The sequence below is a fragment of the Mesorhizobium sp. P2_H9 genome (assembly GCF_056403215.1).
Window position 1 is genome coordinate 248,297 of sequence record NZ_JBFUFX010000003.1, and the last position, 25,103, is coordinate 273,399.

The window sequence follows — 25,103 nt, forward strand, 5'->3', positions numbered from 1 at the left end:
GTCAAGGCGCTTTCGACAGCATCCAGTTGAGCGTGCCGCGCCAGTCGGTCATGCGGATCGGCGTGCCATGCGTGCCCGTCTCGAAACGGACAAAGCGGGTCGGATACGGGTAGGCTTTCGATTTGGCGATGATGGAGCGGAAGAAGGCTTCCTGCTTTTCCACGGGGAAAACCGGGTCCTTGCTGCCCTGGCCGAAGAAGACCGGCACATGGCGCCGGAAGGCGGGGCTCGCCAAAAAGCTCTCGTCCCAGAGCGAGCCAAGCAGCAGCAGCCCGTCGATGCGCCGGCCGGTGTCGTTGCGGGCGGCGAGTTGCCAGCACAGCGATCCGCCCATCGAGCCGCAGGCGACGAAGATTTTCGCGCCCGGCGATTTTTCCGCATAGTGGTCGATCAGCGCCGCGACCTGGGCTGTGCCGGTGTCGCCGAAATCGGTGAAATCCGGAGAGAGATAGAGGCCGCCATTGGCGGCCATCAGGTTCTTGAGCCGGTTGAAATTGCCGCCGAAGGTGAAGTCGTCGACGCCTTGTTTGCGGCTGCCGCCCTGCCCGTGCAGGTAGAGCACGATGATGCCGGCGCCCTCGGTCTTGCCGACGGCGATGTGCCTGACATCGCCGGCATCGGTTTTCAGCAGCAGATCCTGCTGCACCTTGCGCACGTTGGTGTCGGTGTATTGGGCATGCACCCGGCGCTCGGGCACTTCATCACGGGCGTTGATGTCGCGCATTTCCTGGTAGTCGATGACCGTGTAGGCGCCGTTGTCCGCGGACGACAGCGTCGCCGGATATGCGAACAGATCGTCCTTGAAGGGTTTCAGCGCGTCGGCGCGAGCGGCAACGCCGCCAGGAAACAATACAAGCGCTGAGGCAAAAAGGGCATAGCGGAATCTGAAAGCCATGCCCAAGCCATGCGTTTTTCAGCTTCGGTTTGTCAATCCTGCAGCACGCCGCCGGCGCCTTCCAGCGCCTCGCGTGTGTCGACGTCGATCGATGCACCGTCGCCGATCTCGACATCGACGACATCCAGCCCCTCGGCCCCGACCAGATGCCGCGCGCCGGTATCGCCTTCGAGATGGGCGATCGCGGGAAACAATGCACGCGGCAACAGCACCGGGTTGCCGCGGCGGCCATCATGCGAGGCACGCACGACCGAGCGGCCTTCGGCCTTGCGGAAAGCGTCGATCAGCCTGTCGAGGTCGGCCGATGAGACGCCCGGCATGTCGCCGAGAACAATCATGGCGCCGGCGGCGTCTTCGGCAACCCTAAAAATACCGGCTTTCAGCGATGAGGACAGGCCCTCGGCAAAATCCGGATTGTCGGCAAAGGTGACGTCAAGGCCCGACAAGGCTGCCCGCACCCGCTCGCGCTGATGGCCGGTAACGACAATGGTACCCGAGGCTTTCGAGGCGAGCGCGCGCTCGGCGGTGCGGCGCACCAGCGGCTTGTCGTCGAACAATGCCAGCAGCTTGTTTGGTCCGCCCATGCGGCTGGAACGGCCGGCGGCCAGAAGCACGACATCGACCGCCAGTTGCGCCTTGGCCGGCAGCGGCTCGCGCGGCTGCGGCCGTGTCGGGATTTCCATCAGCAGCCCGCCGACGCCCATGCCGGCAATGTCCTTGGCGGTCACGTCTAGCCCGGCGATCAGCCGGTCCAGCACCCAGTCGAAGCCGTTCTCCTTGGGGCTGCGGGCGCAACCCGGCGCACCGATCACGCGTTTGCCGTCGAGCAAGCCGAGCACCAGCAGATTGCCGGGGTCGACCGGCATGCCGGCGCGGACGACGGTCCCTCCAGCGCGCTCGATAGCCGCCGGAACGACATCGCCAAAGTCGCTCATCGCCGAGGCGCCAAAAATCACCACCATGTCATTGTCGCGCGCCAGCGAGGCTGCCGCCTCCGCCACGGGTGCGATCTCGTGCGGTGTGCGGCGCTCCGCCGTCAGCTTGCCGCCCGAGCGGGCCAGGCGCGCTTCGGTGACACGCAGCGTCTTGTCGAGCACGCTCGGCTTGATGCCGGGCAGAACCGTCTGAATGACGCCCACACGCACCGGCTGATAGGCATTGACGGCAAATATCTCGCCGCCGGCGCAGATCTTTGTTACCGCATCGACCAAGGCCGAGGCGACGGCGAAAGGGATGATCTTCACGGTTGCGACCATCTGGCCTTTTTCGACCGGCGCGTGCTGCGCCAGCGTGGCGATGGTGATGGTCGGATCGACGGCGTTGATGGCGTCGATCATCGCCGCATCGACCGTGAAGATGCCGGAAGCCTCGGCATGCAGATTGACCCGGCCGGTCGCGGCCGGCTTCGCCTCGATGTTCCTGTGGGCCATGCTCTTGGCGATCTTCTCGGCGGCTGCATCCTCGCTCAGATCGTCTTGAGCCAGCACCGCCGCAACCACCTCCGAAATGCCGAACGCCTTCAGCAGCGACACGTCGTCGGCGCTCAACCTGTGCGCTTTGCGGAAGCGTCGATCTCCAGCGGTGGTGGCGTGCGCCAGCACAGCACCTTCGGCCGCCTCGATCGGGATCGGGCCGAATTTCACGCTGCGGCACCCTTGGCTTCGAGGCCGCGCGAACGAAAGGCGTGGATCGCCTGCGCCAGCACCGCAACCGCAATCTCGGCCGGGCTTGCCGCACCGATGTCGAGGCCGATCGGCGCGTGGATGCGGGCGATCTGGTCGGCGGTGGCGCCCAAGGCCAGCAGGCGCTCGACGCGCTTGGCGTGAGTCTTGCGGCTGCCAAGCGCGCCGACATAGAAGCAATTGGCATCGAGCGCCGCCTTCAGCGCAAAATCGTCGATCTTTGGGTCATGCGTGACAGCGGCCAGCGCCGTGTAGCTGTCGAGCGGCTGGCGCTTCAGCACATCTTCGGGCCATTCGGCATGCAGCGCGACGTCGGGAAAGCGATCCGGTGTGGCAAAGGCGGTGCGCGGATCGACGATCTCGACGGGATAGCCGGCGATTTTCGCCATCGGCGCCAGCGCCTGGCTGATATGGACGGCGCCGATCACCACCAGTCGCGGCTGCGGCAGATGGGCGTTGAGAAAGAAGGTTCGCCCTTCCGCCTCGACCGAACCGGAATTGCCTGATCGAAACGCCTTGGCGATCGCAGCGCCCAGATCGCCGGCAACCTGATCTCCCTCACGCACGATGCGGTCGCGGCCGTCGCCAAGATCGGTAACCAGGATCGCCGCGCGGCGGGCGCGGCGTTCGGCGTTCAGCGTTTTCAGCGCATAGGGGTCCATCGGTCAGCCCAGCCGCTCTACATAGACCTTGATACGGCCGCCGCAGGACAGGCCGACCTGCCAGGCGGTCTCGTCGGCGACGCCGAACTCCAGCATCTTGGCCTTCCCTGAGTCGATGACGTCGATCGCCTCGCTCACGACAGCACCCTCGACGCAGCCGCCGGAGACCGAGCCGTGGAAATTGCCTTCCGCGTCGATGACCAGATGGCTGCCCACCGGACGCGGCGCCGAGCCCCAGGTTTCGACCACAGTGGCAATGGCGACATCCTTGCCGTCCTTCATCCAGCCTTCCGCGATGATCAGCGGGTCGCGGGCCTCATCGAGATAAATGCTGTTGTCCATCGTCGCTTCTCTCAGAGTCTGTTTATGATCCGGCTATCGCCAATTCGCGCAAGCAAATGCATGGTCAATCGATCACCGCGAATGCGTCAACTTCGATTAGATAGCCGGGCGACAGGCTCGCCACACCAAGCACCACGTCAGCCGGTTTGTGATCTCCGAACAGCCCTAGCCGAGCCTTTTCGATGATCGGCAGGCATTCATCGCGATCGTAGTTGACGACATAGATCGTGATCCTGGCGACCTGGGCAGGCGCTGCACCGGCAGCGGCAAGTGCCCGGCCCAAATTGGCAAACACCTGGCGCGCCTGAGCCGCAAGATCACCACGGCCAACAAGCTTGCCGTCCAGGTCCTCGGGCTCCTGGCCCGAGATGAAGACCAACTTGCTCCCTGTCGCAACGACGACCTGGCTGTAGGTCTGGGGAACTGGCAAATCCTTGGGGTTGATGCATTGGAGCGTCATCTATCGGGTCTCCGGTGCGGGTGATTTCAATTTTTTCCGGGAGTCTGTTTCCCGATGGATAAACATATGGCTATGCCGCGTGCCTGGCGCCAGCACCCAACCAACGACGCGGATCGACGGAAGCGGCCGACTTCTTGTCCAACGACGCACAGAGGTCGGCGAGCGCATCGAGATTGTGCACCGAGCGGAACTCGTCGACATGCGGCAGCATCGCCTTGACGCCGCGGGCGCGGGCTTCGAAACCGTCGAAGCGCAGCAAAGGATTCAGCCAGATCAGCCGTCGACAGGATTTGTGCAGCCGCTCCATCTCCTCCGACAGACCGGCGACATCGTCGCGCTCGAGCCCGTCGGTGATCAAAAGCACCACCGCGCCCTGCCCCAGCACGCGCCGCGACCATAGCTTGTTGAACTCGGCCAGCGTGTCGCCGATGCGGGTGCCGCCCGACCAGTCCTTGACCGCCGCCGAACTCTCGGCAAGTGCCGCATCGGGATCGCGGTGGCGCATCTGCCGGGTCAGGTTGGTCAGCCTGGTGCCGAAGACGAAAGCATGCACGCGCCGGCGTTTTTCGGTCAGCGCATGCAGGAAATGCAGAAAAATGCGCGTGTACTGGCTCATCGAACCGGAGATATCGGCCAGCACCACCAGCGGTGGATGAACCTCGCGCGGCGACCGAAATTTTGGCAGGATCAATTCGCCGCCGGTGCGCGCGGCCGAGCGCATCATGGCGCGCGGATCGATGCGGCGGCCGTGGGCGTCGGCCTTGAAGCGCCGCGTCCTGACCATGTCGAAGGGCAGCCGCAGCTGGGCGATCGCTTTCTTGGCGTCGGCCATCTCGGCGGCGTTCATCTGGGCAAAGTCCTTGCCTCGCAGCACCTCATTGCCGGAAAAGGTGAAGCGGGCGTCGACCTCGATCTCGGGGATTTCCTGCACCGGCTGGTTCTTCTGGTGCCCCTCGAACATCGCCTGGCTGACACGATTTTCGGCCGCGCGCGGTTTTTGCTTTTCCCTGGCGTCCGGCGCCACCGGCGAAAACATCGCCAGCATCTTTTCGATCAGCTCGCGCGATTTCCAGAACAGCCGGAAGGCTTCGTCGAAGGTGGGATGATCCTCGTGCCGCGACACCAGCACGGCGTGCAGCGTCCAGTAGAAATCGTCGCGGGAGCCGATGCCGGCGGCCAGCACCGCCTCGATGGCATCCTTGACCGAGGCCGGCCCGACCCGCATGCCTGATTTGCGCAAGGTGCGGGCGAAATAGACGATGTTGTCAGCGATGCGCCCGTCGGGGGTGGCCTCTTTCGGTTCGGGGCGTGCCATAGCTCCTACTCCGCCGCCGCAAGCTCGGCTTTCACCTCGTTGAGGATGCGCCGGCCTTCGCCCTGTTCGATGCGGGCAATGTCGTCCTGGTATTTCAACAGGACGCCGATCGTGTCGGAAACCGTCTCCGGGTCGAGCGCCACCTTGTCGAGTTCGGTCAGCGCGCCGGCCCAGTCGATGGTCTCTGCGACGCCAGGCACCTTGAACAGTTCGATTTGGCGAAGCTTCTGGATGAACGACACCACTTCCGCCGAAAGCCGCTGGTTGGCCTGCGGCACCTTACGGCGCACGATCTCCAGCTCGCGCTCGGCATTGGGATAATCGACCCAGTGATAGAGGCAGCGCCGCTTCAGCGCATCGTGGATTTCACGGGTGCGGTTGGTGGTGATGATGACGATCGGCGGCTCCTCCGCCTTGATCGTGCCGAGTTCGGGCACCGTCACCTGAAAGTCGGAGAGAATCTCGAGCAGGAACGCCTCGAACGCCTCGTCGGTGCGGTCGAGCTCGTCGATCAGGAACACCGGCGCCGCACCCGCTTTCCCGGTCAATGCATCAAGTACCGGGCGGCGGATCAGGTATTTTTCGGAAAAGACGTTGCGCTCCATGTCGGAGCGGTCGACCTTGCCGGCTGCCTCCTCCATGCGGATCTCGATCATCTGCGCGGCGTAGTTCCACTCGTAGACGGCTGACGAGACATCAAGGCCTTCATAGCATTGTAGCCGGATAAGCCGGCGGCCAAGCGCCTGCGCCAGCACCTTGGCGATCTCGGTCTTGCCGACACCCGCCTCGCCTTCGAGAAAAAGCGGCCGCTTCATGCGCAGCGACAGAAACAGCACGGTCGCCAGCGACCGGTCCGCGACATAGTCCGCGCCGGTCAGGAGATCGAGCGTCTCGTCGATCGTCCGCGGTGCCGGGCGCGGTTTCAACTCGGTCATTCTTTCTCCATCAGCGCCGCTGGTCCGTTTCACAGAACGTGGTAGCCGCGGTTGTGGTAGATCAGCGGCCGCAAATTATCGCCCATGCGCAACCCTGTCACCTTGCCAAAAAGCACACGATGGGTGGCCAGATCCTTGGTGTCGATCAGTTCGCAGTCGAACACGGCAAGCGCGCCCTTCAGCGTCGGCGCGCCGGTCGAGATGACATCCCATTCGCCGAGCGCGAAACGCTCCTCGACCGGCAGGCCGGTGATGCCGGAAAAGCCGATCGACAGCGGCTCCTGGTCCGAAGCCAGCGTATTGAGGGCGAATTTGCCGTTTTTGACGAACGGCTCGTTCTTGGGATTTTCGCGATTGAGGCAGACCAGAATGGTCGGCGGCGTGTCCGATACCGAACAGGCGGCGATGACCGTCGCGCCGCGCCTGCCGGCAGGACCGTCGGTGGTGACCACATGGACGTGACCGGCAAAATGCGCCATCGCGTCGCGATAGGCCTGCGGCCCGATGTCGTTCTTCTTCAGCACGGATGATTTTCCACAGTCAGAACCCAAGCGTTATATATGGCGGCATACGATATGCCACAAGCGAAGTGGTTGACCCGCATTCCCGGAATTAGCGTGTTGCACCAAGGCCGGGCAGCCTTTAGGTCTTGGCGGCAAATAGTGCCAGAAGCGTAAGGCCGGCACGGAGGAATCCATCGCTCGAATGCGACCCCGGACAAGAACAATAGCGGCGCTGGTCTGGCTGTTTGTGGCCGGCGGCGCGAACGCGCAGACGCTGCTGGTCGGCGTCGCCGCGCCCTTGTCGGGGCCGTCGGCGCTGCTGGGCAAGCAAATCGAGACGGGCGCCGGCCTGTCGGCCGAGGCGAACGGCGTCGAGCTCCGGACCGTCGACGATGCCTGCACGGCCGATGGTGGTGCCGCCGCCGCCAGGGATTTCGTTGCAGCAAAGGTCAGCGTGGTCGTCGGCTTCCTCTGCACCGACGCGATCGAGGCGGCGCTGCCGATCCTGAAAGACGCCAACATACCGGTCATCACTGTCGGCGTGCGCACAGAAAGCCTGACCGACCGGCGCGCCAAGACCGGCTGGCCGGTCTATCGCCTCGGGCCGCGCGGCGACGACGAACGCAACGCCGTTGCCGCCATTCTCACCCGCCTGTGGCAAAACGAGCTGTTCGCCATCGTCGATGACGGCACCATCTATGGCCGCGAAATGGCCGAGACGTTTCGCGCGGCTGCGGAGCAGGCGGCGCTGAAGCCAGTGTTCGTCGATACGTTCCGGCCGCAACTCGACAACCAGATCGGATTGATCGGCCGGCTGAAGAAGGCCGGCGCGACGCGTGTGTTTGCCGGCGGCGACGGCGACGACATCGCCATCATGGGCCGCGACGCCAGCCAGCTCGAAGCCGGCATCGTCTTTGCCGGCGGCGAGAACATGCGCACACCGCCTGGCGACGTGCCCTATGCCACGGGCACGCTGATGATTGCGCCGCCGGAATGGGCCGAAGTCGCCGATCCCAAGGTGCTGGAAGCGTTTGCCGCACAAAACATTGCGCCCGATGGCTACACACTGCCGGCCTATGCTGCGGTGGAAATCGCCAAGGCCGCCTCCGCTCTTTCGGAAACCACCGGCAAGCCGCTGACTGAGGCGCTCACCGCGCATGATTTCACCACCGCGATCGGACCGATCCGCTTCGATGAAAAGGGCGACCTCAGCCACAACCCCTTCCGTGCCTACCGCTACGACGGCGCCCATTTCGTGCCGGCGGAGACCAACTGATGTTCCGCACCGGTCCGCGCAATCTCATCACCGATGTCGCCGGCCTGCGGGTCGGCAACGCATCCGACGCCAGGCTGAAGTCGGGGGTGACCACCGTGCTGTGCGATGAACCGGCGGTCGCCGGCGTACAGGTATTGGGCGGCGCGCCGGGCACGCGCGAGACCGATCTGCTCGAGCCGCACAATTCGATCGAGGCGATCCATGCCGTGGTGCTTTCGGGCGGCTCGGCCTTCGGCCTGGATGCCGCTTCCGGCGTGCAAGCGGCATTGCGCGAAAAGGGCATCGGCGTGGAGGTCGGCGGCTTTCGCGTGCCGATCGTGCCGGCGGCCATCCTGTTTGACCTGCGCAATGGTGGCGACAAGGATTGGGGCCGCTATCCGCCCTATCGCGACCTTGGCTATGAAGCGGCGCAGGCCGGGGCAATCGACTTTGCGCTCGGCACGGCCGGCGCCGGCACCGGCGCGCTGAGTTCCGGCCTGAAGGGCGGACTTGGCTCGGCCTCGACAATGTTGGACAGCGGCGTCACCATCGGTGCGCTCGCCGCTGTCAATCCGACCGGCTCGGTGACTGTCGCCCGAACCAGGCACTTCTGGGCGGCGCCGTTCGAGATCGGCGACGAATTCGGCGGGCTCGGATATCCGTCGCCGATGCCGGAGGATGCCAAAAGAATCCTGCTGAAGTACCGCGACAAGCATTTCATGGGACAGGCCGGCGGCAACACCACCATCGCCGTCATCGCCACCGACGCAGTTCTGACCAAGGCGGCGGCCAAGCGTCTGGCGATATCGGCGCATGACGGTTTCGTCCGCGCCATCTGGCCAGTCCACACGCCGGCCGATGGCGATCTGGTGTTCGCGCTGGCGACGGGCAGAAGCGGCATTGAACTCACCGCCGATGCGGCGATCGACCTCTACGCCGCGGCCGGCGCCACCATGGCGCGCGCCATCAGCCGCGGCGTCTTTGCCGCGACGCCAGCCGATAGCGACCTGTTTCCGGTGTGGTCGTCGCGCTGAAGGCGCGACGGTATGATCAGACGGGATCGGATTTTTCTTCCTCGAAAGTGACTGCGACATCCGAGTTTGCCGACAGGCGCACCTTGTTGCCCTCGATCTCGGCGATCAGGCTCGACGGGATATAGTGGTGATGCCCCTTGTGACTGCCCTGCCCGCTGTCGAGTTTGGTCAGTTTGATTCGTTCGCCCTCGACCTTGTCGACGGTGCCGACATGGACGCCGTCGGCGCCGATCACTTCCATATGTTCGCGAATTTTGCTGGTGTCGGTCATGGTGGGTCTCCGTTGAAGCTGCCGACAACAACTAATGGCGACGGGATTGGATGCATCGACCTTGTGTTTTAGACAGCACGACGTTTTGACCGCGTCGTGATAGGTGATCGGTCGACATTGGTTGCCGGAGCGAAACCCGATGCGAATACTGGTCCTGTTTGCCGCTTCCTTGCTTGCCCAGTTTGCGACATCCATCGCCGCCCATGCCGGCGATGTCGCCGAGCTTGAAATCCTTGGCTTCACAGGAGATGGCGGCGTCTTCGCCTTCGAGGAGTATGGTGTCTATGACGGGTCGGGCTTTCCCTATGCCAATCGCTATTACATCGACACCAGCAACGACAGTTTCCTGCCGGGCACGCCGATCCGGGTCCGGCTCGACGACGAGAATGCCACGCTCGACGCAGCGCGCCTCCAGGCGCGGCAAAAAGGCGAGGCGATCGTCAAGCAGGCGGAGCTCACGGCCAATCGTGGCATCACCGCCGGCTTCAACCCGGTGACCGAACTTTCGGCCGACCCGTTCCGCATGGTGGTCAACCCGCGCCCCATCTTTTCGCCGGTCGATCCCCCGCTCGAGTTCCGGCTCGATGAGATTGGCATGAATGACACCGAAGCCTGCCAAAGCCACGGCGAAATCAACGGTTTTCGACTGCTGCGCATCGAGGCGAACGACGGCGGTCAGACCCACCTGCTGCATCAGGACAAATCGATCCCCAAGAGCCGGGGTTGCCCGAACGGCTATCGGATCGGCGCGGTGCAGACGTTTTCGATGGACAGCATCAGCGCCTATGCGGTGCTGATCGCGGTGCGCCAATACGGCTTCGAAGGGCCGGATTTTCGCTGGATCGCGGTGACCGGCCGGCTGTGACACCACCTGTTCAATCCGTGATGCCCAACCCTGGCTCCGAGCGTTTGCCAGGTCGAGTCCGGCGAGCCTTGCCCTCGCTTCGGGTCGCGCTTTTCGGCGCCTTGCTGTGGGCTGCGGCGATGGGCGCCAGCGCGCTGGTCAATCTGTGGCTGGACGATTGGGAAACCCCGGCAAAAATCCGCTTCGTGTTCTTGCTGTTCGCCGCCGGCGGCGCGCTGGCCTTTCCGGTCGGCCTGTTCGCGGCCCGGCTGGTTTCGCTCGGTCGGCATTGGGAAGTCGCGCTGGCGGCGGCCTTTGTCTGCCTCCTCGTCGCGACGATCGGCTTCACCGGCGGGCTATTCGCGCTGCAATACCGTTCCTATTATTCGGAATGGCATGCGCCAGCTTTCACCCTCACCTGGGCCTTCCAGTTCGTGTTCACGATGTTGACGGCGCTCTACCAGTTCGTCGTCCTGGGCATCCGGCTCTACTTTCCACTCGGTTTCATCGCGTTGGCGCTCGCCAGCGTCTGGTTTGCACGCGGGCAGCGTTGAGCATTTTGTCTGCCTCTGTTAGGACGCGGGCAAAAGCTCTCGACACGTCAGGACTGACCGATGATCCCTCGCTATTCCCGGCCGGAAATGGTCGCCATCTGGTCGCCGGAAACCCGGTTCCGCATCTGGTTCGAGATCGAAGCCTATGCGTGCGATGCGCTGGCCGAACTCGGCGTCATCCCGAAGGAAGCGGCGAAAACCATCTGGGAAAAGGGCAGCGCGGCGAAATTCGATGTCGAGGCGATCGACGAGATCGAGCGCGTCGCCAAGCACGACGTCATCGCTTTCCTGACTCATCTTGGCGAATTCGTCGGACCGGACGCCCGCTTCATCCACCAGGGCATGACCTCGTCGGACGTTCTCGACACCTGTTTTGCGGTGCAGTTGACCCGCGCCAGCGACATCCTGCTCGCCGACATTGACGGCCTGCTTGCCGCACTCAAGCGCCGCGCCTTCGAGCACAAGGACACCGTCACCATCGGCCGCAGCCATGGTATCCATGCCGAGCCGACCACTTTCGGCATCAAGCTGGCGCAGGCCTATGCCGAATTCTCGCGCTGCCGCGAGCGGCTGGTGCACGCTCGGGAGGATATCGCCACCTGCGCCATTTCGGGCGCGGTCGGCACTTTCGCCAATATCGACCCCTATGTCGAAGAGCATGTGGCCAAGAAGCTCGGGCTGAAGCCGGAGCCGGTGTCGACACAGGTCATYCCGCGTGATCGCCACGCCATGTTCTTCGCCACGCTGGGGGTCATCGCCTCGTCGATCGAGCGGCTGTCGATCGAAATCCGCCATTTGCAGCGCACCGAAGTGCTGGAGGCGGAAGAATATTTTTCGCCGGGCCAAAAGGGTTCGTCGGCAATGCCGCACAAGCGCAATCCGGTGCTGACCGAAAACCTCACCGGCCTTGCCCGCATGGTGCGCTCCTTCGCGCTGCCGGCGATGGAGAACGTGGCGCTCTGGCACGAGCGCGACATTTCGCACTCCTCCGTCGAACGTATGATCGGGCCGGATGCGACGGTGACGCTCGATTTCGCGCTGTCACGGCTGACCAGCGTCGTCGACAAGCTGCTCGTCTACCCCGACAACATGCTGAAGAACATGAACAAGTTCCGCGGCCTGGTGCATTCGCAGCGCGTCATGCTGGCGCTGACGCAGGCCGGCCTATCGCGCGAAGATTCCTACCGGCTGGTACAGCGCAACGCCATGAAAGTTTGGGAGCAAGGCGCTGATTTCCTTGAGGAACTTCTGGCCGACAAGGAAGTCACGGCAGCCCTGCCCGAAGCCGAGATCCGCGAGAAATTCGACCTTGGCTATCACACCAAGCATGTCGACACGATCTTCAGGCGCGTGTTTGGATAGGTAAGCTCCCTTCTCCCCGTATAGTGACGGGGGGAAGGAAGCTGTGCCACAGTCCAATCACGCCTTGCCGGGAACAGTCCTTATGACCGTGCCCCACGGATCTTCACGCGTGGTTTCGCCGGTCACATTGTCCGAGCGCATCTCGACCCAGGCCAAGCCCGTGCGAGCCGGATCGCGGCGGCCGGCGCCGGCGCTGTGCCAGGCGTTGGCGCCGATGTGATGGTGATAGCCGCCGGACGACAGAAACACCGCCTGGCCGCCATATTTCGCCACCGTGTCGAAACCGAACTCCTGGTTCCACCAGGCTTCGGCGTCTTCCGGCCTGCCGACGCGCAGATGCACGTGGCCGACAATGCTGTTTTCCGGCGCGCCCTGCCAGCCGGCGTCGCCCGCCGGCACATCGGCAACGACAGACGGCAGGTTCAGCCGCTCGGTCGCCATGGCGATCTTGTCGCCATTCCATTTCCAGTCCTTCGGCAGGCGGTCGGCATAGATTTCGATGCCGTTGCCCTCGGGGTCGGTCAAATAGAGCGCCTCGCTGACCAGATGGTCTGATGCGCCTTCGATGCGGATCTTGTTGGTGGCGGCATGGTTGATCCAGCGGCCGAGATCGGCGCGGCTCGGCAACAGGAAGGCGGTGTGGAACAGGCCGGCGCTGCGCGGATCGTCGGGCTTGGCCGCCGCATCCGCCTCGATGACGAGCAGCGGACGGTTGGCGGCGCCGAGCGTGATCGCGCCGTCGGCGCGGCTCAATTCCTGCAGGCCAACGACCTGGCGGTAGTAGGCGGCGAGATTTTCGGAGTCGCGCGCCTTCAACCCGACGCGGGCAACGCTGACGGGAGTCGTGGCGGCAAAGGGCAGTTCACTCATCTGATGCTCCATTCGGCCGGCGTCCGACGAGCCCCAAAAAACCAAGGACCCGGCGCCAGCGATCACTGTACGTCGTCTTTCTCTTCCTGACGACAGATCGTCGATCGGCATCGTTCACACAAGATGGCAAGAAGCGAACATGGTGTTCACTATTGTGATCAGCTGCGCGGTTCATCACGGTTGCATGACGCAGCAGTGCTCGCTATCTCAGCGCCATGAAAGTCAGGGAAGCAGATATTCTCATCGTGCCGGGCTACACCAATTCCGGCCCCGAGCATTGGCAGAGCCGGTGGCAGTCAAAACTGTCGACGGCGCGCCGCGTCGAGCAGGCGGAATGGTCGAAGCCGGTGCGTGAAGACTGGACCGCGAGCGTGGCCAAGGCGGTCAACGAGGCCGAGCGGCCGGTCGTCATCGTCGCTCATTCGCTTGGTGTCGCCGCTGCCATCCAGGCCATGCCGCAGTTCGAGCGGCCCGTCGCCGGCGCCTTCTTCGTGGCGCCGCCCGATGTCGCCAATCCGAAGTTAAAGCCCAGGCATCTGATGACCTTCGGTCCCTACCCGCGCGAGCCGTTGGGCTTTCCCTCGGTGGTGATCGCCAGCCGCAACGACCCGTTTTGCGCGTTCGATGTGGCCGAGGATATTGCCGGCGCCTGGGGCTCGCTGTTTATCGACGCCGGTGAGGCCGGTCACCTCAACGCGGATTCCGGCTTCGGCCCGTGGCCCGAGGGATCGATGACCTTCGCCAAGTTCCTGACCGATCTCTAGGAGTCAGGATCTGTTAATCTGGTCGATTTAGAGTGTTTTGAATCGTTGCGTATCGGACAAGCCAAGATTCTGTTGCAGCGAGACAAAAAGGCCAATGCTTGCGCAAGGACGATTCACTTGAGTTCCTGAGGGGCGTCGCTGCTCTGGTCGTTCTGAATTGGCATACTTTGCTTGCGTTTGCACCTTCGGCAAGCGGCATTTTCGCGGACGGTCCGGCCAACTCGCTGCAGACAAGCTTCGCCTTCGTCGCATTCAACGGCCCATCAGCCGTGTATCTGTTCTTCGTGCTGTCTTCTTTCGTGGTGGTGAAACGCTATTTCACCAGCCGCAAGATGCAAGATCTGGGGCTGGCCGCCATCAAACGCCTGCCGCGTCTTGCCGGCCCAGTCCTCGTCACGGTGCTGGCTTCTTGCCTCGTCTTCAAGCTTGATCTCTACTTCTTCAGCGAAGCAAGCACCCTGACCGGGTCGCCCTGGCTAGCCAGCTTCGCCTATGCCCCAAAGGTGCTGTCGCCGGAAACGGCGAGCTTTTCCGAAGCGTTCACAGAAGGCGCCTGGCGAACGTTCGTCTTCGGTGACAACTATTACGACACCAGCCTGTGGACCATGTGGTTCGAGTTCTGGGGCAGTCTTGCCGCCTTTATCCTCGCGCCAATTCTCTTCTTGATGCATGACCGCACACCCCTACTTGCCTGGGTCGCCCTTTTCATCGGCATGTTTGTGGCATGGTCAATCAACTTCATGCTTGTGGCCTTTCCGGTTGGCCTTTCGCTCTATCTGGTGCTTGCCTCGACGTTTCGCCCGAATGCGCGGTTGAGGGCGGTGATCGTGGTGGTCGCGCTGGTCCTGCTGGGCTATGCCGGAAATGCGGTCGGCGCCTACCGCCCCCTGGCCATTCTGGACTTCAACGGCCTCAGCGCCGAGATGCGGCAAGCCTACGTCGCCATCCCGGCCAGCGTCATGCTTGTCTATGCGGTGCTGACGATGGAGAGCCCGCCATCATGGATGACGGGCAAAGTGGCACGTTTCCTGGGCGATCTGTCGTTTCCGCTCTATCTCGTGCATGCGCCGGTCATCTGCTCCCTGGGATCATGGGCCCTTCTGACCAGCGACTCCGCTCCGATCGCCGCCGCCGTGGCGATGCTGGGCTCGATCATCGTTGCGTTGCCACTCGTGGCCTTCAACAATTGGTGGGTTGCCGCGCTCGGCAGTCTGGTTGGCAGGCTTAGACGCCGCGGCGGCATTGTGGCCGTAGTGCCTGAGGCCGCCAATATCTGATCGTGGGCCGCTTTTGCGACAGATCAGGATCCGATCGAATCCCTGATGCTCTTGATCAGGGTTTTTGCTCCGAGCGCAATCAGCGTGTGATCCGAGCCCATGGCCAGCAACCGATAGCCCATGGCCACGACGCGGCCGGCAATGGCCGGCTCGATGACATAGATGGCGGCATGCTTGCCGGCCTTGCGTGTCCGCTCGGCGACTGAAGCCACGGTTTCCATCATGCTTTCCAGCGTCGAATTGACGGTGGCACCGTTCGACCAGGCGATCGAGAAATCCGAGGGCCCGAGGAAGATGCCGTCAATGCCCGGCGTGTCGAGGATGCCGTCCAGCGCATCGAGTGCGGCACGTGTCTCGACCATGGCGAAGGCCATGGTGCGCTGGTTGGTGTCGCGCAGCCATTCGGCCTGGTCGCCCTTGCCATGGCGCGGAAAGGCATAGGTCGGACCCCAGGAGCGCTCGCCAAGCGGCGGATATTTCATGGCGGCGGCAAACAGTTTTGCGTCGGCCACCGAATTCACCATCGGCGCAATCACCGCCTCGGCGCCGAAATCAAGTGCGCGGCTGGCCATATCGAAGCGGCCGACGGGAATGCGCACCAGCGCCGGCTTGTTGGCGGCCAGCACCGGCACGAGGCCGCGCAGCACGCTGTCTTCGTGATGACCGCCGTGCTGCATGTCGAGCGTGACGGCATCGAACCCCTGCTTGGCGATGATTTCCACCGTCAAGGCATCCGGCACCCCGGACCATGCTGTGAACAGCGTTTCATCCGCCGCCAGGCGTGATTTTAGGGACATTGGCGATTTTCCTTGTTGGCTGGCGCAGTTTCAGCCGGAAACGGCGGCAAAGGCAAAGAAAAACCGCCCGGATGGGCCGGGCGGTCGATTGGTCCAGTCATTCTTTGTTTGTCGCAGGTTCTGTCGCAAAACCGCAGGACACTTTTGCGGAACGTGCTTCGGCTGGATCAGGTGTTCTTGATCTGGTCGATCGCCTGCGCCATCAGCTCATCCATGGTTCGGCGGATCTGATGATCGGACTGGGCAACGCCGGCCGCATCGAAATCGGCGCGGATCTTGCGGAAAACGTCGTGATCGCCGGCTTCCTCGATGTCGGCGACAACCACCTCCTTGGCATAGGCGTCAGCGTCCGCCCCGGTCTTGCCAAGCTTTTCGGCGGCCCACAGGCCAAGCGCCTTGTTGCGGCGCGCCGCGGCCTTGAACCGAAGTTCCTCGTCGAATGCGAATTTGCGCTCGAAGCCCTCTTCGCGGTCTTTCATGCTGCTCATGGCATCCCTCCGGGTACAGTCCGATTCGTTTGACGGTGAATATGTGTTGCCGAAGCACAAACCAAAAGGCCGCGGGTCGGTCAATATGCTACCTTACTTGCTGCGCTGCGGCATTTCATTCCCGAAAGCGGTTGATTGGAAGGATTTGCCGATTGAGCAAACGATGTGATTGGGATAGACCCGGCATTGAACCCTATCGTAGCCGCACTATTTCAGGCTAACGGACAGGAACTGGTCGCTAGCCGCCTGCCCGGAAATCCAGAGAAAAATCAGATGAAAAATCGCCGCCGCATTTATGAAGGCAAGGCCAAGATCCTCTATGAAGGACCCGAACCGGGCACGCTGATCCAGTTCTTCAAGGACGATGCGACCGCGTTCAACAAGAAGAAACACGAGGTCATCGACGGCAAGGGCGTGCTCAACAACCGCATTTCCGAGTATATTTTCAACCATCTCAACCGCATGGGCATTCCGACCCACTTCATCCGCCGGCTCAACATGCGCGAGCAGCTGATCAAGGAAGTCGAGATCATTCCGCTCGAAGTGGTCGTGCGCAATGTTGCCGCCGGCTCGCTATCCAAGCGCCTTGGCATCGAGGAAGGCACGGTTCTGCCGCGCTCGATCATCGAATTCTATTACAAGGCCGACGCGCTCGACGATCCGATGGTGTCGGAAGAGCACATCACCGCTTTCGGCTGGGCCAGCCCGCAGGAAATCGATGACGTCATGGCACTTGCCATCCGCGTCAATGACTTCCTCTCCGGCCTGTTCCTGGGCGTCGGCATCCAGCTCGTCGATTTCAAGATCGAATGCGGCCGCCTGTTCGAGGGCGACATGATGCGCATCGTCGTCGCCGACGAGATTTCGCCTGACTCCTGCCGGCTGTGGGACGTGGCGACGCAGGACAAGCTCGACAAGGACCGTTTCCGTCGCGATATGGGCGGGCTGGTCGAAGCCTATCAGGAAGTTGCCCGCCGCCTCGGCATCATGAACGAGAACGAGCCGCCGCGTCCGGCCGGACCGGTGCTTGTCGCCTCGACCGATGGCATCAAAGGCAAGCCGCACTAACAATCCTACCGCTCAACATCGAACAGGAGCATGTCCAGCGTGATCAAGGCCCGCATTACCGTCACCCTCAAGACCGGCGTGCTCGACCCGCAAGGCAAGGCGATCGAACATGCTCTATCCGGGCTCGGTTTTGGCGGTGTCGGCACGGTGCGCCAGGGCAAGGTGTTCGATGTCGAGCTTTCGGAGACCGACAAGGCCAAGGCCGAGGCTGACTTGAAAGCCATGTGCGACAAGCTGCTGGCGAACACGGTGATTGAGAATTACGCGGTGGAGATAGCCTAAGGTGAAATCAGCGGTTGTTCTTCTGCCTGGCCTCAACCGTGATCGCGACATGATCGCGGCGCTTACCAAGATTTCCGGGACGCCGCCGGTCACCGTCTGGCAGACCGACACTGAAATTCCCGATGTCGACCTGATCGCCATTCCGGGCGGCTTCTCGTTTGGCGATTATCTGCGCTGCGGGGCGATTGCCGCGCGCATGCCTGTCATGCGGGCGGTTGCCGAAAAGGCGGCCAAGGGCGTCATGGTCATCGGCGTCTGCAACGGCTTTCAGATCCTGGTCGAGGCCGGCCTGCTGCCGGGCGCCTTGATGCGCAACAGCTCGCTGAAATTCGTCTGCCGTGAGGTGAAGCTGCAGATCGCCAATGCCAACACCATGTTCACCCGCCGCTATCAGCCGGGCCAGATCATCCGCTCACCGGTGGCGCATCATGACGGCAATTACTTTGCCGATGCCGAGACGCTGGCGCGCCTCGAAGGTGAAGGCCAGGTGGTGTTCCGCTATGCCGAAGGCACCAATCCCAACGGCTCGATCAACGACATTGCCGGCATCATCAACAGCCAGGGCAATGTGCTCGGCCTGATGCCGCACCCCGAAAACCTGATCGAAGCAGCCCATGGCGGCAGCGACGGCCGGGCTTTGTTCGAAGGTGCGCTTGGCATCGCCGCTTGAATTTCCTCAACGCAAGCACCGCAAAAAGCGGGCAAATCCAACACATTAGGGAGAGACGGTCATGAAACTCTATTCGCGGCCGTTGTCGCCCTACTCGTCGATCGTGCGGGCGCTGGCCTACATCAAGAACGTGCCGCTCAAGGTGATCGCGCCGCCGTCGGGATTTCCAATCCCCGAAGAATTCCGCGCCATTTCGCCACTCAACCGGATTCCGGTGCTGATCACCGGCTCCGGCGAAACCATCGTCGAATCGGTGGTCATCGCCGAATATCTGGAAGAGCGGTTTCCGGAGCCGGCACTGCTGCCGCAGGATTCGAAGGACCGGGCGCTGGTGCGCATGTTCGCCCGCATCACCGATCTCGATGTGCTTGCCCCGATGATGAAGCTGTTCGAGCTGTATTTCGTGCCGAAGCGCAACGACGCGGAGATCAAGGCGCAATTCGCCCGCCTGCATCACGGACTGGCGGCGATCGAGGCCCGCATGGCGCAAGGGCCGTTTGCGCTCGGCGACGACATCAGTTTCGCCGACGCCTGGCTGACGCCGACCCGCTTCATCTTCAACAATTTCCGGGTGACGACCGGGCACCATGACCTGCTTGAAGCCTATCCGAAATTCGATGCCTATGAGCAGATCGCCTTGCAGCACCCGGCGCTGTCGCGGGTCTGGGGCGAGATGACGGACGGGCTGAAAATCTTCCTTTCCGAACTCGAGATGGGCGCGGCCTGAGCATGACATCGACGATCGCCCGCCTCTGTCTTGTCGCCACCGCCTGCTTTGTGCTCGCCTCCTGCCAGTCGACGCCAAAGAGCGCGCCGGTGCCCATGGGCAAGAGCGCTTCGCTGCTCGCCATGGAGCAGGTGGCGATCGCTGCCCACAAATGCTGGATCGCCAGCAAGGACCCGGCCTTCAAATCGTATCAGATGGCCAATGAGCTGAATTCGTTCAGCGGCACGCCGCGCTTCCTGCTGGTGCCGGCCAAGCATTATGGCGGCAAACCGCTGCTGGTCGTGCAGGCGCAAGGCAATTCAAGCCACGTCGATGCGTTCGGCCCGCTGATGGCCGATCCGCTCGGCGCCCGCATCGGCTCGGACATTGCCCGCTGGCAGGCCGGCAATCCGGCCTGCAACGCGGCCGCGTAGCCCGATGGGCCGGTTCCTGCAGATCGCGGGTCTGGTCATCGGTCTGGCCGGGCTTGTCCTGCAATTCTGCATCACCATTCCGGCGTCGATGGAAGCCGGCCGCAGCCTGCTCGGCTCCATCGTCTTCCTGTTCAGCTTCTTCACCATCCTGACCAACGTCGGCGCCGTGCTGGTTCACGTCTCCTTGCTCTCGCCCAGCGGCTATGCCTGGCTGCCGGCCTTTGCCGGGCCGCGCATGCGGGCCGGCATCGCCGTTTCCATCGCGCTGGTCTTCATCATCTATACGACGGTACTGGCGCAGCTTTGGCAGCCGCAAGGGCTGTTCCTGCTCTGCGATGTCCTGCTGCACTATGTGACGCCGGTGCTGTTCGTGCTGTGGTGGCTGGTGGCGGGCGCGGACGGCTCGACGCGGTGGCGCGACATCTCATGGTGGATGCTCTATCCGATTGCCTATCTGGTCTATGCGCTGGCGCGGGCGCCAATAGCCGGCGAAGTGCCCTACCCGTTCCTCGATGTCGCCAAAAACGGCGCGGCCAGCGTCGCCATTGCGGCGCTGGCCATCACCGGGCTTTTTCTCGTGCTGTGCATCATCGCGGTCGTTGTTGACCGCGGCGTCTCGCGCCTCAGGACGTCAAGCGTCCGTTAGCTGATCCGGACCTCCGGTCCAGATCATGATTCTTGTTTGACTATGATCTTTTCCAAAAACCGGATTCCACTTTTTGGGATCATGGTCCTAATCCCAGAACGGCCTGATGCCCTCGCGGTGCGCATCGCAACGCGAGACGCCGATATCCTTGAGCTGCTCGTCGGTCATCTCCAGCAAGGCCAGACGGCTGCGCCGGCGATCCAGCAGGTTGCCAATCCAGCGCGCGGCCGATGCGACCACGTACACAAGGCGGCTGACATAGGTTCGCCGGGCCGACGGACGGGGTCCGAGCGACGCATAGGGAATTGTCTCGATTGTATGCATTGTCTTTTTGCCAAAGTCCGAATTGTACCCTTTTTTGTACGCGACTGATATGTATTGACTCCCATTTCGGTGCAATATAGAAAATTGTCACCATGACAAATTGGCTCCCAGACCTCACCGCCGGCACCGGCCCTCTTTATCAGCGTCTTGCTGACAGCATTGAGTCAGATATCGACCGGGGCGTGATTGATGCCGGGGCAAAACTGCCGCCGCAGCGCGACCTCGCCTACGATATTGGCACCACTGTCGGCACGGTCGGCAGGGCGTACCAGTTGCTGCGCGAGCGTGGACTGGTGAGCGGCGAGGTTGGCCGCGGCACCTATGTGCTGGCGCAGCAATCCGAAGCGGCACGCCCCGAATTCGTCGAGACCGCCGTGCAGGGCACACGCTATGTCGATGCGCCCCCCGGCAAGCTGCGCTTCGACAGCACCGCCGCCCCCGAGATCGGTCAGGGCGCCATTGTCGCCGACATGCTGTCGCGCACGGTGCAGGATCATCCGCACGAGATTTCCAGCTACACCAGGGACTTTCCGGAGCGCTGGTTCGAGGCTGGCGCGCGCTGGCTGTCGCGCAATTCGTTCCGCCCGGCCGCGGAGACCATCGTTCCCACGCTCGGCACCCATGCCGCCGTGATGGCGGCGATCGCTGCGTTGACCACGCCCGGCGATTATGTCGCCTTCGAGCACCTCACCTATTCGCAGATCTCGCGCAGTGCCGGGCTGATCGGCCGGCGCACGGCGCTGGTGGCATCGGACGAGGAAGGCCTTGATCCCGAGGATTTCGAACGTGTCTGCGCGCAAAAGCACCCGAAAATGATCTTCCTGATGCCGACGGTGCAGAACCCGACGCTGGCGATCCTCTCGGCAGCGCGCCGCGAGGCGATTGCGCGCGTGGCGCGTGAGTATAATGTCATCCTTATCGAGGACGACCTCTATGGCGGCTTGACCTCGGATCCGACGCCATTGCTCGCCGAATATGCGCCTGAGCGCACCATCGTTGCCGGCGGCCTGTCGAAATCGGTCGCCGCCGGCGTTCGCGGCGGCTGGCTCTCCTGCCCGCCCGCCTATCGCCATCGCATCCGCGTCGCCCACAAGATGATGAGCGGCGGAATGCCGTTCCTGCTGGCAGAGGTGAATGCCCGGCTGGTTCTGTCGGGCCAAGCCGGCGACATCCGCAAGCGCAGTATCGCCGAAATCGGCGCCCGCATCGCGATCGTGCGCGAGACGCTGGCCGGCTTTGCGTTCAAGTCGCATGAGAACGTGCCCTTCGTCTGGCTGACGCTGCCCGACCCCTGGCTGTCCGGCACCTTCAGGAGCGCCTGCCTCGAACATGGCGTGCTCCTCGACGACGAGGACGAGTTCAAGGCGGGACGCTCCGAGCAGGTTTTTCACGGCGTTCGTTTCGGCGTTTCGCAGCCGAGGCGGCGCGAGGACATTGCCGGTGGCGTCGAAGCTATCCGGCGGCTGCTCGACGAAGGCCGCGCCGGCTACGACAGTTTTTCCTGAGTTCGCTTTCGGCCGGGCCTGACAGGTGACGCGCTGCAGTTTTCCGGCGTTTTTCCTCATCCGAAGGGGTGTATCGCGCCAAAGCTTGCGATAAGAGGGGACTCAGAAATCCCCCTCTCCCACGGATACCAATCGCCGCCCATGACCATTTCCAATTCCGTGCCGATCACCCCGGAACTCATTGCCGCGCACGGGCTGAAGCCCGACGAATACCAGCGCATCCTCGACCTGGTCGGGCGCGAGCCGAGTTTTACCGAGCTCGGCATCTTCTCGGCGATGTGGAACGAGCACTGCTCGTACAAGTCTTCGAAAAAGTGGCTACGCACGCTGCCAACCACCGGGCCGCAGGTCATCCAGGGACCAGGCGAGAATGCCGGCGTGGTCGACATCGGCGATGGCGACTGCGTCGTCTTCAAGATGGAGAGCCACAACCACCCCTCCTACATCGAGCCCTACCAGGGTGCGGCGACCGGCGTCGGCGGCATATTGCGCGACGTCTTCACCATGGGCGCGCGGCCGATCGCGGCAATGAACGCGCTGCGCTTCGGAGCGCCTGACCATCCCAAAACCAGGCATCTCGTCTCGGGCGTCGTCTCCGGCGTGGGCGGCTACGGCAATGCCTTCGGCGTGCCGACGGTTGGCGGCGAGGTCAATTTCGACGCCCGCTACAACGGCAACATCCTGGTCAACGCCTTTGCCGCCGGTCTTGCCAAGACCGATGCGATCTTCCTGTCGGAAGCCAAGGGCGTCGGCCTGCCGGTCGTCTATCTCGGCGCCAAGACCGGCCGCGACGGTGTCGGCGGCGCCACCATGGCTTCGGCCGAATTCGACGACAAGATCGACGAGAAACGCCCGACCGTTCAGGTCGGCGACCCCTTCACCGAAAAATGCCTGCTGGAGGCCTGCCTCGAACTGATGGCGTCCGGCGCCGTCATTGCCATCCAGGACATGGGTGCCGCCGGCCTCACCTGTTCGGCGGTCGAAATGGGCGCCAAGGGCGACCTCGGCATCGAGCTCGATCTCGACAAGGTACCGGTGCGCGAGGAGCGCATGAGCGCCTATGAGATGATGCTGTCGGAAAGCCAGGAGCGTATGCTGATGGTGCTGCGCCCCGAGAAAGAGAAGGAAGCCGAAGCGATCTTCCACAAATGGGGACTCGACTTCGCCATCGTCGGCAGGACCACCGACGACCTGCGCTTTCGCGTGCTGCACCAGGGCGACCAGGTCGCCGACCTGCCGATCAAGGACCTTGGCGACAAGGCACCCGAATATGACCGCCCCTGGACCGAGCCGAAGAAGCCGGCGGCGCTTGCCGCAAGCGATATTCCGCAATCCGACGTTGCCGATGCGCTGCTGAAGCTGCTTGGCGGACCGGACCAGTCCTCGCGCCGCTGGGTCTGGGAGCAGTATGACACGCTGATCCAGGGCAACTCGCTGCAGCTTCCCGGTGGCGATGCCGGCGTGGTGCGCGTCGAAGGCCATCCCACCAAGGCACTGGCCTTCTCCTCCGATGTGACGCCGCGCTATTGCGAGGCCGACCCTTACGAGGGCGGCAAGCAGGCGGTGGCCGAATGCTGGCGCAACCTGACCGCCACCGGCGCGCTGCCGCTGGCGGCCACCGACAACCTCAATTTCGGCAATCCGGAACGGCCCGAGATCATGGGCCAACTGGTCGGCGCGGTGAAAGGCATTGGCGACGCCTGCCGCGCGCTCGGCTTCCCGATCGTCTCCGGCAACGTCTCGCTCTACAACGAGACCAACGGCCAGGGCATCTTGCCGACGCCGACCATCGGCGGCGTCGGACTGATTGCCGATTGGTCGAAGATGGTGCGGATCGGGTTTGCGGCGCAAGGCCAGATGATCCTGCTGGTCGGCGCGCCACGCATGTGGGGCACGCATCTCGGCCAGTCGGTCTATTTGCGCGATATCCATGGCCGCACCGATGGCCCGCCGCCGCCGGTCGACCTCGACCATGAAAAGCGCGTCGGCGACCATGTGCGCGCCCTGATTGCCTCCGGCATCGTCACATCGGCGCATGATGTCTCCGATGGCGGCATCGCGGTGGCGCTGGCCGAGATGGCGATGGCCTCCGGCATCGGCGCGACCGTGCCCGGCCTTGCCGGCACGGATCCGATTCCGGTCTGGTTCGGCGAGGATCAGGGCCGTTATCTCTTGACGCTGTCGATCGATCCGCAGAGCGACGAATGGGACGCCATTCGCGAGCAGCAAAGCAAGCTCGGCATCTTCGCGCCGTGGATCGGCTCGACCGGCGGAAGCGAGCTGAAGCTGGGCGATGCCAGGGCTATACCGGTCACGGAATTGACCGCCGCCCACGAGGGATGGTTCCCGCGCTTCATGGATCAGGCCATTTGACAATGCTGGCCGTCCGGGCGCTGCTTGCAGTCGTTTTCTGGCCGTCGCTGTTCTTCTTCTGGTTTCTCGGACCGTTCGTCTTTTTCCTGCTGTCGACGACCTCGAGCGAGGTTTGTCCCCGGCTGGAAACGCGGGCGGCGTTTCTTACCGCGGCCAACGGCACGATTTTGATGCTGGCCGTCCACCTGCGTCAAGCTCTTAGCCGTTACCGTCGTCATTGGCGTGCTGTGGGCGTATGGTTCCTCGCTCGTCTGCGACGGCTACGGCCAGACGTTCTTCTCACCCCTCTGGCAGTGGACGAGTTACCTCCCCATCGTCAGTCTGATGATCAACATTCCACTCTATGTGCTGACCTTCAGCCTTGGCCGCGCCTTCTCGACACGCGAGGATGTTGCCGAGAACGATGCTTCCCAAACAAACCAAGATGTCCCTTGAGCCTCCAATCGTGGCGCGGAACCGCTTCAATCCGAACCCGAAAGGCTTTAGGCTCACCCCGACTCTCATGACGCGGGCTGCACCGCTCCCCCGCTTGAAACAGGATTTTGCGATGGCAATGGACGCGCACGACATCGAACGGCTGATCAAGGAAGGCATTCCGGACGCCAAGGTGACGATTCGCGACCTGGCCGGCGACGGCGATCACTACGCGGCCGAAGTGGTGGCCGAAAGCTTCCGCGGCAAAAGCCGCGTCCAGCAGCACCAGATGGTCTATGACGCGCTGAAGGGCAATATGGGCGGTGTGCTGCATGCGCTCGCGCTGCAGACCAGCGTTCCGGAGTAGCCAA

The 25,103-nt window shown here is 63.1% G+C and carries 29 protein-coding genes and 1 pseudogene; 17 read left to right on the forward strand and 13 right to left on the reverse strand.

What is annotated here, in order from left to right; translation table 11 throughout:
• Position 1 precedes the first annotated feature (1 nt).
• From AC1DXN_RS07130 to AC1DXN_RS07165, 8 genes are all read right to left on the reverse strand, one after another.
• Positions 2-895 (reverse strand): alpha/beta fold hydrolase, encoded by an 894-nt coding sequence (locus AC1DXN_RS07130; protein WP_477269417.1) that lies wholly within the window; start codon positions 893-895, stop codon positions 2-4.
• A gap of 32 nt (positions 896-927) precedes the next feature.
• Complete coding sequence (locus AC1DXN_RS07135) at positions 928-2,538, reverse strand: NTP transferase domain-containing protein (protein ID WP_477269415.1); 1,611 nt, start codon at positions 2,536-2,538, stop codon at positions 928-930.
• Positions 2,535-3,239 carry an XdhC family protein gene (locus AC1DXN_RS07140; RefSeq protein ID WP_477269413.1) on the reverse strand — a complete coding sequence of 235 codons (705 nt, stop codon included), beginning with the start codon at positions 3,237-3,239 and terminating at the stop codon, positions 2,535-2,537. Before AC1DXN_RS07140 ends, AC1DXN_RS07135 begins: the two co-directional genes overlap by 4 nt.
• 3 nt (positions 3,240-3,242) lie before the next feature.
• The gene (locus tag AC1DXN_RS07145; protein ID WP_023734542.1) at positions 3,243-3,581 is read right to left on the reverse strand and encodes an XdhC family protein; all 339 of its coding nucleotides are present in this window, start codon (positions 3,579-3,581) and stop codon (positions 3,243-3,245) included.
• Between the two features lie 64 nt (positions 3,582-3,645).
• Positions 3,646-4,041, reverse strand: coding sequence for a RidA family protein (locus tag AC1DXN_RS07150; protein ID WP_477269411.1), 396 nt, complete (start codon positions 4,039-4,041; stop codon positions 3,646-3,648).
• Positions 4,042-4,111: 70 nt separating this feature from the next.
• Positions 4,112-5,356 (reverse strand): vWA domain-containing protein, encoded by a 1,245-nt coding sequence (locus tag AC1DXN_RS07155; protein WP_477269409.1) that lies wholly within the window; start codon positions 5,354-5,356, stop codon positions 4,112-4,114.
• Positions 5,357-5,361: 5 nt separating this feature from the next.
• Complete coding sequence (locus AC1DXN_RS07160) at positions 5,362-6,291, reverse strand: AAA family ATPase (protein ID WP_477242965.1); 930 nt, start codon at positions 6,289-6,291, stop codon at positions 5,362-5,364.
• Positions 6,292-6,320: 29 nt separating this feature from the next.
• Positions 6,321-6,815 carry a flavin reductase gene (locus AC1DXN_RS07165; protein ID WP_477269407.1) on the reverse strand — a complete coding sequence of 165 codons (495 nt, stop codon included), beginning with the start codon at positions 6,813-6,815 and terminating at the stop codon, positions 6,321-6,323.
• 181 nt (positions 6,816-6,996) lie between these two features.
• Here AC1DXN_RS07165 and AC1DXN_RS07170 point away from each other — a divergent pair, with 181 nt between their 5' ends.
• Positions 6,997-8,070 carry a branched-chain amino acid ABC transporter substrate-binding protein gene (locus AC1DXN_RS07170; RefSeq protein WP_477269405.1) on the forward strand — a complete coding sequence of 358 codons (1,074 nt, stop codon included), beginning with the start codon at positions 6,997-6,999 and terminating at the stop codon, positions 8,068-8,070.
• Entirely contained in the window at positions 8,070-9,083 is a 1,014-nt protein-coding gene (locus AC1DXN_RS07175; RefSeq protein ID WP_477269404.1) for a P1 family peptidase, read from the forward strand. The genes AC1DXN_RS07170 and AC1DXN_RS07175 overlap by 1 nt, the downstream gene beginning before the upstream one ends.
• Before the next feature lie 16 nt (positions 9,084-9,099).
• Here AC1DXN_RS07175 and AC1DXN_RS07180 read toward each other — a convergent pair whose 3' ends face one another.
• A complete protein-coding gene (locus AC1DXN_RS07180) occupies positions 9,100-9,354 on the reverse strand; it encodes a DUF2171 domain-containing protein (RefSeq protein ID WP_477269402.1) in 255 nt (84 codons plus the stop codon).
• 139 nt (positions 9,355-9,493) lie between these two features.
• Here AC1DXN_RS07180 and AC1DXN_RS07185 point away from each other — a divergent pair, with 139 nt between their 5' ends.
• The 3 genes from AC1DXN_RS07185 to purB are packed head-to-tail and all read left to right on the forward strand — an operon-like array spanning position 9,494 to position 12,114.
• The gene (locus tag AC1DXN_RS07185) at positions 9,494-10,219 is read left to right on the forward strand and encodes a DUF2259 domain-containing protein (protein WP_477269400.1); all 726 of its coding nucleotides are present in this window, start codon (positions 9,494-9,496) and stop codon (positions 10,217-10,219) included.
• A gap of 20 nt (positions 10,220-10,239) precedes the next feature.
• Entirely contained in the window at positions 10,240-10,752 is a 513-nt protein-coding gene (locus AC1DXN_RS07190) for a hypothetical protein (protein WP_477269399.1), read from the forward strand.
• A gap of 60 nt (positions 10,753-10,812) precedes the next feature.
• Positions 10,813-12,114, forward strand: a complete 1,302-nt coding sequence (gene purB, locus AC1DXN_RS07195; protein ID WP_477269397.1) for an adenylosuccinate lyase — start codon at positions 10,813-10,815, stop codon at positions 12,112-12,114.
• A 57-nt stretch (positions 12,115-12,171) separates the two neighbouring features.
• Here the strand turns inward: purB and AC1DXN_RS07200 are convergent, their stop codons facing one another.
• Positions 12,172-12,984, reverse strand: coding sequence for a VOC family protein (locus AC1DXN_RS07200; protein ID WP_477269395.1), 813 nt, complete (start codon positions 12,982-12,984; stop codon positions 12,172-12,174).
• A 215-nt stretch (positions 12,985-13,199) separates the two neighbouring features.
• Between AC1DXN_RS07200 and AC1DXN_RS07205 the strand changes: the two genes are divergently transcribed.
• Both AC1DXN_RS07205 and AC1DXN_RS07210 read left to right on the forward strand, forming a co-directional pair.
• Positions 13,200-13,748 (forward strand): RBBP9/YdeN family alpha/beta hydrolase, encoded by a 549-nt coding sequence (locus AC1DXN_RS07205; protein WP_477269393.1) that lies wholly within the window; start codon positions 13,200-13,202, stop codon positions 13,746-13,748.
• Positions 13,749-13,846: 98 nt separating this feature from the next.
• Entirely contained in the window at positions 13,847-15,025 is a 1,179-nt protein-coding gene (locus AC1DXN_RS07210; RefSeq protein WP_477269391.1) for an acyltransferase family protein, read from the forward strand.
• A gap of 23 nt (positions 15,026-15,048) precedes the next feature.
• On the opposite strand, the gene AC1DXN_RS07215 is transcribed toward AC1DXN_RS07210, so the two are convergent.
• Both AC1DXN_RS07215 and AC1DXN_RS07220 read right to left on the reverse strand, forming a co-directional pair.
• Positions 15,049-15,822, reverse strand: a complete 774-nt coding sequence (locus tag AC1DXN_RS07215; RefSeq protein ID WP_477269389.1) for an HpcH/HpaI aldolase family protein — start codon at positions 15,820-15,822, stop codon at positions 15,049-15,051.
• Between the two features lie 167 nt (positions 15,823-15,989).
• The gene (locus AC1DXN_RS07220) at positions 15,990-16,310 is read right to left on the reverse strand and encodes a DUF1476 domain-containing protein (RefSeq protein WP_477242953.1); all 321 of its coding nucleotides are present in this window, start codon (positions 16,308-16,310) and stop codon (positions 15,990-15,992) included.
• A gap of 273 nt (positions 16,311-16,583) precedes the next feature.
• On the opposite strand from AC1DXN_RS07220, the gene purC reads away from it, so the two are divergent.
• The 6 genes from purC to AC1DXN_RS07250 all read left to right on the forward strand — a co-directional run bounded on the left by purC (position 16,584) and on the right by AC1DXN_RS07250 (position 20,116).
• Positions 16,584-17,378: a phosphoribosylaminoimidazolesuccinocarboxamide synthase gene (gene purC / locus AC1DXN_RS07225; protein ID WP_477242952.1), complete on the forward strand. Its 795-nt coding sequence runs from the start codon at positions 16,584-16,586 to the stop codon at positions 17,376-17,378.
• 39 nt (positions 17,379-17,417) lie between these two features.
• Positions 17,418-17,660 (forward strand): phosphoribosylformylglycinamidine synthase subunit PurS, encoded by a 243-nt coding sequence (gene purS, locus AC1DXN_RS07230; RefSeq protein WP_477269993.1) that lies wholly within the window; start codon positions 17,418-17,420, stop codon positions 17,658-17,660.
• 1 nt (position 17,661) lies between these two features.
• The gene (gene purQ, locus AC1DXN_RS07235; RefSeq protein WP_477269387.1) at positions 17,662-18,330 is read left to right on the forward strand and encodes a phosphoribosylformylglycinamidine synthase subunit PurQ; all 669 of its coding nucleotides are present in this window, start codon (positions 17,662-17,664) and stop codon (positions 18,328-18,330) included.
• A 61-nt stretch (positions 18,331-18,391) separates the two neighbouring features.
• Complete coding sequence (locus AC1DXN_RS07240; RefSeq protein ID WP_477242950.1) at positions 18,392-19,057, forward strand: glutathione S-transferase family protein; 666 nt, start codon at positions 18,392-18,394, stop codon at positions 19,055-19,057.
• Between the two features lie 2 nt (positions 19,058-19,059).
• Positions 19,060-19,470: a hypothetical protein gene (locus AC1DXN_RS07245; RefSeq protein WP_477269385.1), complete on the forward strand. Its 411-nt coding sequence runs from the start codon at positions 19,060-19,062 to the stop codon at positions 19,468-19,470.
• A 4-nt stretch (positions 19,471-19,474) separates the two neighbouring features.
• Complete coding sequence (locus AC1DXN_RS07250; protein WP_477269383.1) at positions 19,475-20,116, forward strand: Pr6Pr family membrane protein; 642 nt, start codon at positions 19,475-19,477, stop codon at positions 20,114-20,116.
• An 87-nt stretch (positions 20,117-20,203) separates the two neighbouring features.
• Here AC1DXN_RS07250 and AC1DXN_RS07255 read toward each other — a convergent pair whose 3' ends face one another.
• Entirely contained in the window at positions 20,204-20,440 is a 237-nt protein-coding gene (locus AC1DXN_RS07255; protein WP_477269381.1) for a DUF1127 domain-containing protein, read from the reverse strand.
• A gap of 92 nt (positions 20,441-20,532) precedes the next feature.
• Between AC1DXN_RS07255 and AC1DXN_RS07260 the strand changes: the two genes are divergently transcribed.
• The 4 genes and pseudogenes from AC1DXN_RS07260 (at position 20,533) to AC1DXN_RS07275 (ending at position 25,099) form a co-directional block, all read left to right on the forward strand.
• The gene (locus tag AC1DXN_RS07260) at positions 20,533-21,945 is read left to right on the forward strand and encodes an aminotransferase-like domain-containing protein (RefSeq protein WP_477269379.1); all 1,413 of its coding nucleotides are present in this window, start codon (positions 20,533-20,535) and stop codon (positions 21,943-21,945) included.
• Between the two features lie 141 nt (positions 21,946-22,086).
• Positions 22,087-24,318 carry a phosphoribosylformylglycinamidine synthase subunit PurL gene (purL, locus tag AC1DXN_RS07265; RefSeq protein ID WP_477269377.1) on the forward strand — a complete coding sequence of 744 codons (2,232 nt, stop codon included), beginning with the start codon at positions 22,087-22,089 and terminating at the stop codon, positions 24,316-24,318.
• A pseudogene (locus AC1DXN_RS07270) lies at positions 24,315-24,753 on the forward strand (hypothetical protein). The gene purL and the pseudogene AC1DXN_RS07270 overlap by 4 nt, the downstream one beginning before the upstream one ends.
• A gap of 112 nt (positions 24,754-24,865) precedes the next feature.
• Entirely contained in the window at positions 24,866-25,099 is a 234-nt protein-coding gene (locus AC1DXN_RS07275) for a BolA/IbaG family iron-sulfur metabolism protein (RefSeq protein WP_023798252.1), read from the forward strand.
• Positions 25,100-25,103: the final 4 nt, after the last annotated feature.

Bases quoted from the DNA above. Each gene is read 5' to 3' on its own strand.
- AC1DXN_RS07140 (WP_477269413.1), bottom strand. From the start codon at position 3,239: ATGGACCCCTATGCGCTGAAAACGCTGAACGCCGAACGCCGCGCCCGC.
- AC1DXN_RS07145 (WP_023734542.1), bottom strand. From the start codon at position 3,581: ATGGACAACAGCATTTATCTCGATGAGGCCCGCGACCCGCTGATCATC.
- AC1DXN_RS07175 (WP_477269404.1), top strand. From the start codon at position 8,070: ATGTTCCGCACCGGTCCGCGCAATCTCATCACCGATGTCGCCGGCCTG.
- purC (WP_477242952.1), top strand. From the start codon at position 16,584: ATGAAAAATCGCCGCCGCATTTATGAAGGCAAGGCCAAGATCCTCTAT.
- purL (WP_477269377.1), top strand. From the start codon at position 22,087: ATGACCATTTCCAATTCCGTGCCGATCACCCCGGAACTCATTGCCGCG.
- AC1DXN_RS07155 (WP_477269409.1), bottom strand. From the start codon at position 5,356: ATGGCACGCCCCGAACCGAAAGAGGCCACCCCCGACGGGCGCATCGCT.
- AC1DXN_RS07170 (WP_477269405.1), top strand. From the start codon at position 6,997: ATGCGACCCCGGACAAGAACAATAGCGGCGCTGGTCTGGCTGTTTGTG.
- AC1DXN_RS07215 (WP_477269389.1), bottom strand. From the start codon at position 15,822: ATGTCCCTAAAATCACGCCTGGCGGCGGATGAAACGCTGTTCACAGCA.
- AC1DXN_RS07260 (WP_477269379.1), top strand. From the start codon at position 20,533: ATGACAAATTGGCTCCCAGACCTCACCGCCGGCACCGGCCCTCTTTAT.
- AC1DXN_RS07160 (WP_477242965.1), bottom strand. From the start codon at position 6,291: ATGACCGAGTTGAAACCGCGCCCGGCACCGCGGACGATCGACGAGACG.
- AC1DXN_RS07205 (WP_477269393.1), top strand. From the start codon at position 13,200: ATGAAAGTCAGGGAAGCAGATATTCTCATCGTGCCGGGCTACACCAAT.
- AC1DXN_RS07180 (WP_477269402.1), bottom strand. From the start codon at position 9,354: ATGACCGACACCAGCAAAATTCGCGAACATATGGAAGTGATCGGCGCC.
- AC1DXN_RS07185 (WP_477269400.1), top strand. From the start codon at position 9,494: ATGCGAATACTGGTCCTGTTTGCCGCTTCCTTGCTTGCCCAGTTTGCG.
- AC1DXN_RS07255 (WP_477269381.1), bottom strand. From the start codon at position 20,440: ATGCATACAATCGAGACAATTCCCTATGCGTCGCTCGGACCCCGTCCG.
- AC1DXN_RS07150 (WP_477269411.1), bottom strand. From the start codon at position 4,041: ATGACGCTCCAATGCATCAACCCCAAGGATTTGCCAGTTCCCCAGACC.
- AC1DXN_RS07200 (WP_477269395.1), bottom strand. From the start codon at position 12,984: ATGAGTGAACTGCCCTTTGCCGCCACGACTCCCGTCAGCGTTGCCCGC.
- AC1DXN_RS07275 (WP_023798252.1), top strand. From the start codon at position 24,866: ATGGCAATGGACGCGCACGACATCGAACGGCTGATCAAGGAAGGCATT.
- AC1DXN_RS07240 (WP_477242950.1), top strand. From the start codon at position 18,392: ATGAAACTCTATTCGCGGCCGTTGTCGCCCTACTCGTCGATCGTGCGG.
- AC1DXN_RS07245 (WP_477269385.1), top strand. From the start codon at position 19,060: ATGACATCGACGATCGCCCGCCTCTGTCTTGTCGCCACCGCCTGCTTT.
- AC1DXN_RS07220 (WP_477242953.1), bottom strand. From the start codon at position 16,310: ATGAGCAGCATGAAAGACCGCGAAGAGGGCTTCGAGCGCAAATTCGCA.
- AC1DXN_RS07250 (WP_477269383.1), top strand. From the start codon at position 19,475: ATGGGCCGGTTCCTGCAGATCGCGGGTCTGGTCATCGGTCTGGCCGGG.
- AC1DXN_RS07190 (WP_477269399.1), top strand. From the start codon at position 10,240: ATGCCCAACCCTGGCTCCGAGCGTTTGCCAGGTCGAGTCCGGCGAGCC.
- AC1DXN_RS07130 (WP_477269417.1), bottom strand. From the start codon at position 895: ATGGCTTTCAGATTCCGCTATGCCCTTTTTGCCTCAGCGCTTGTATTG.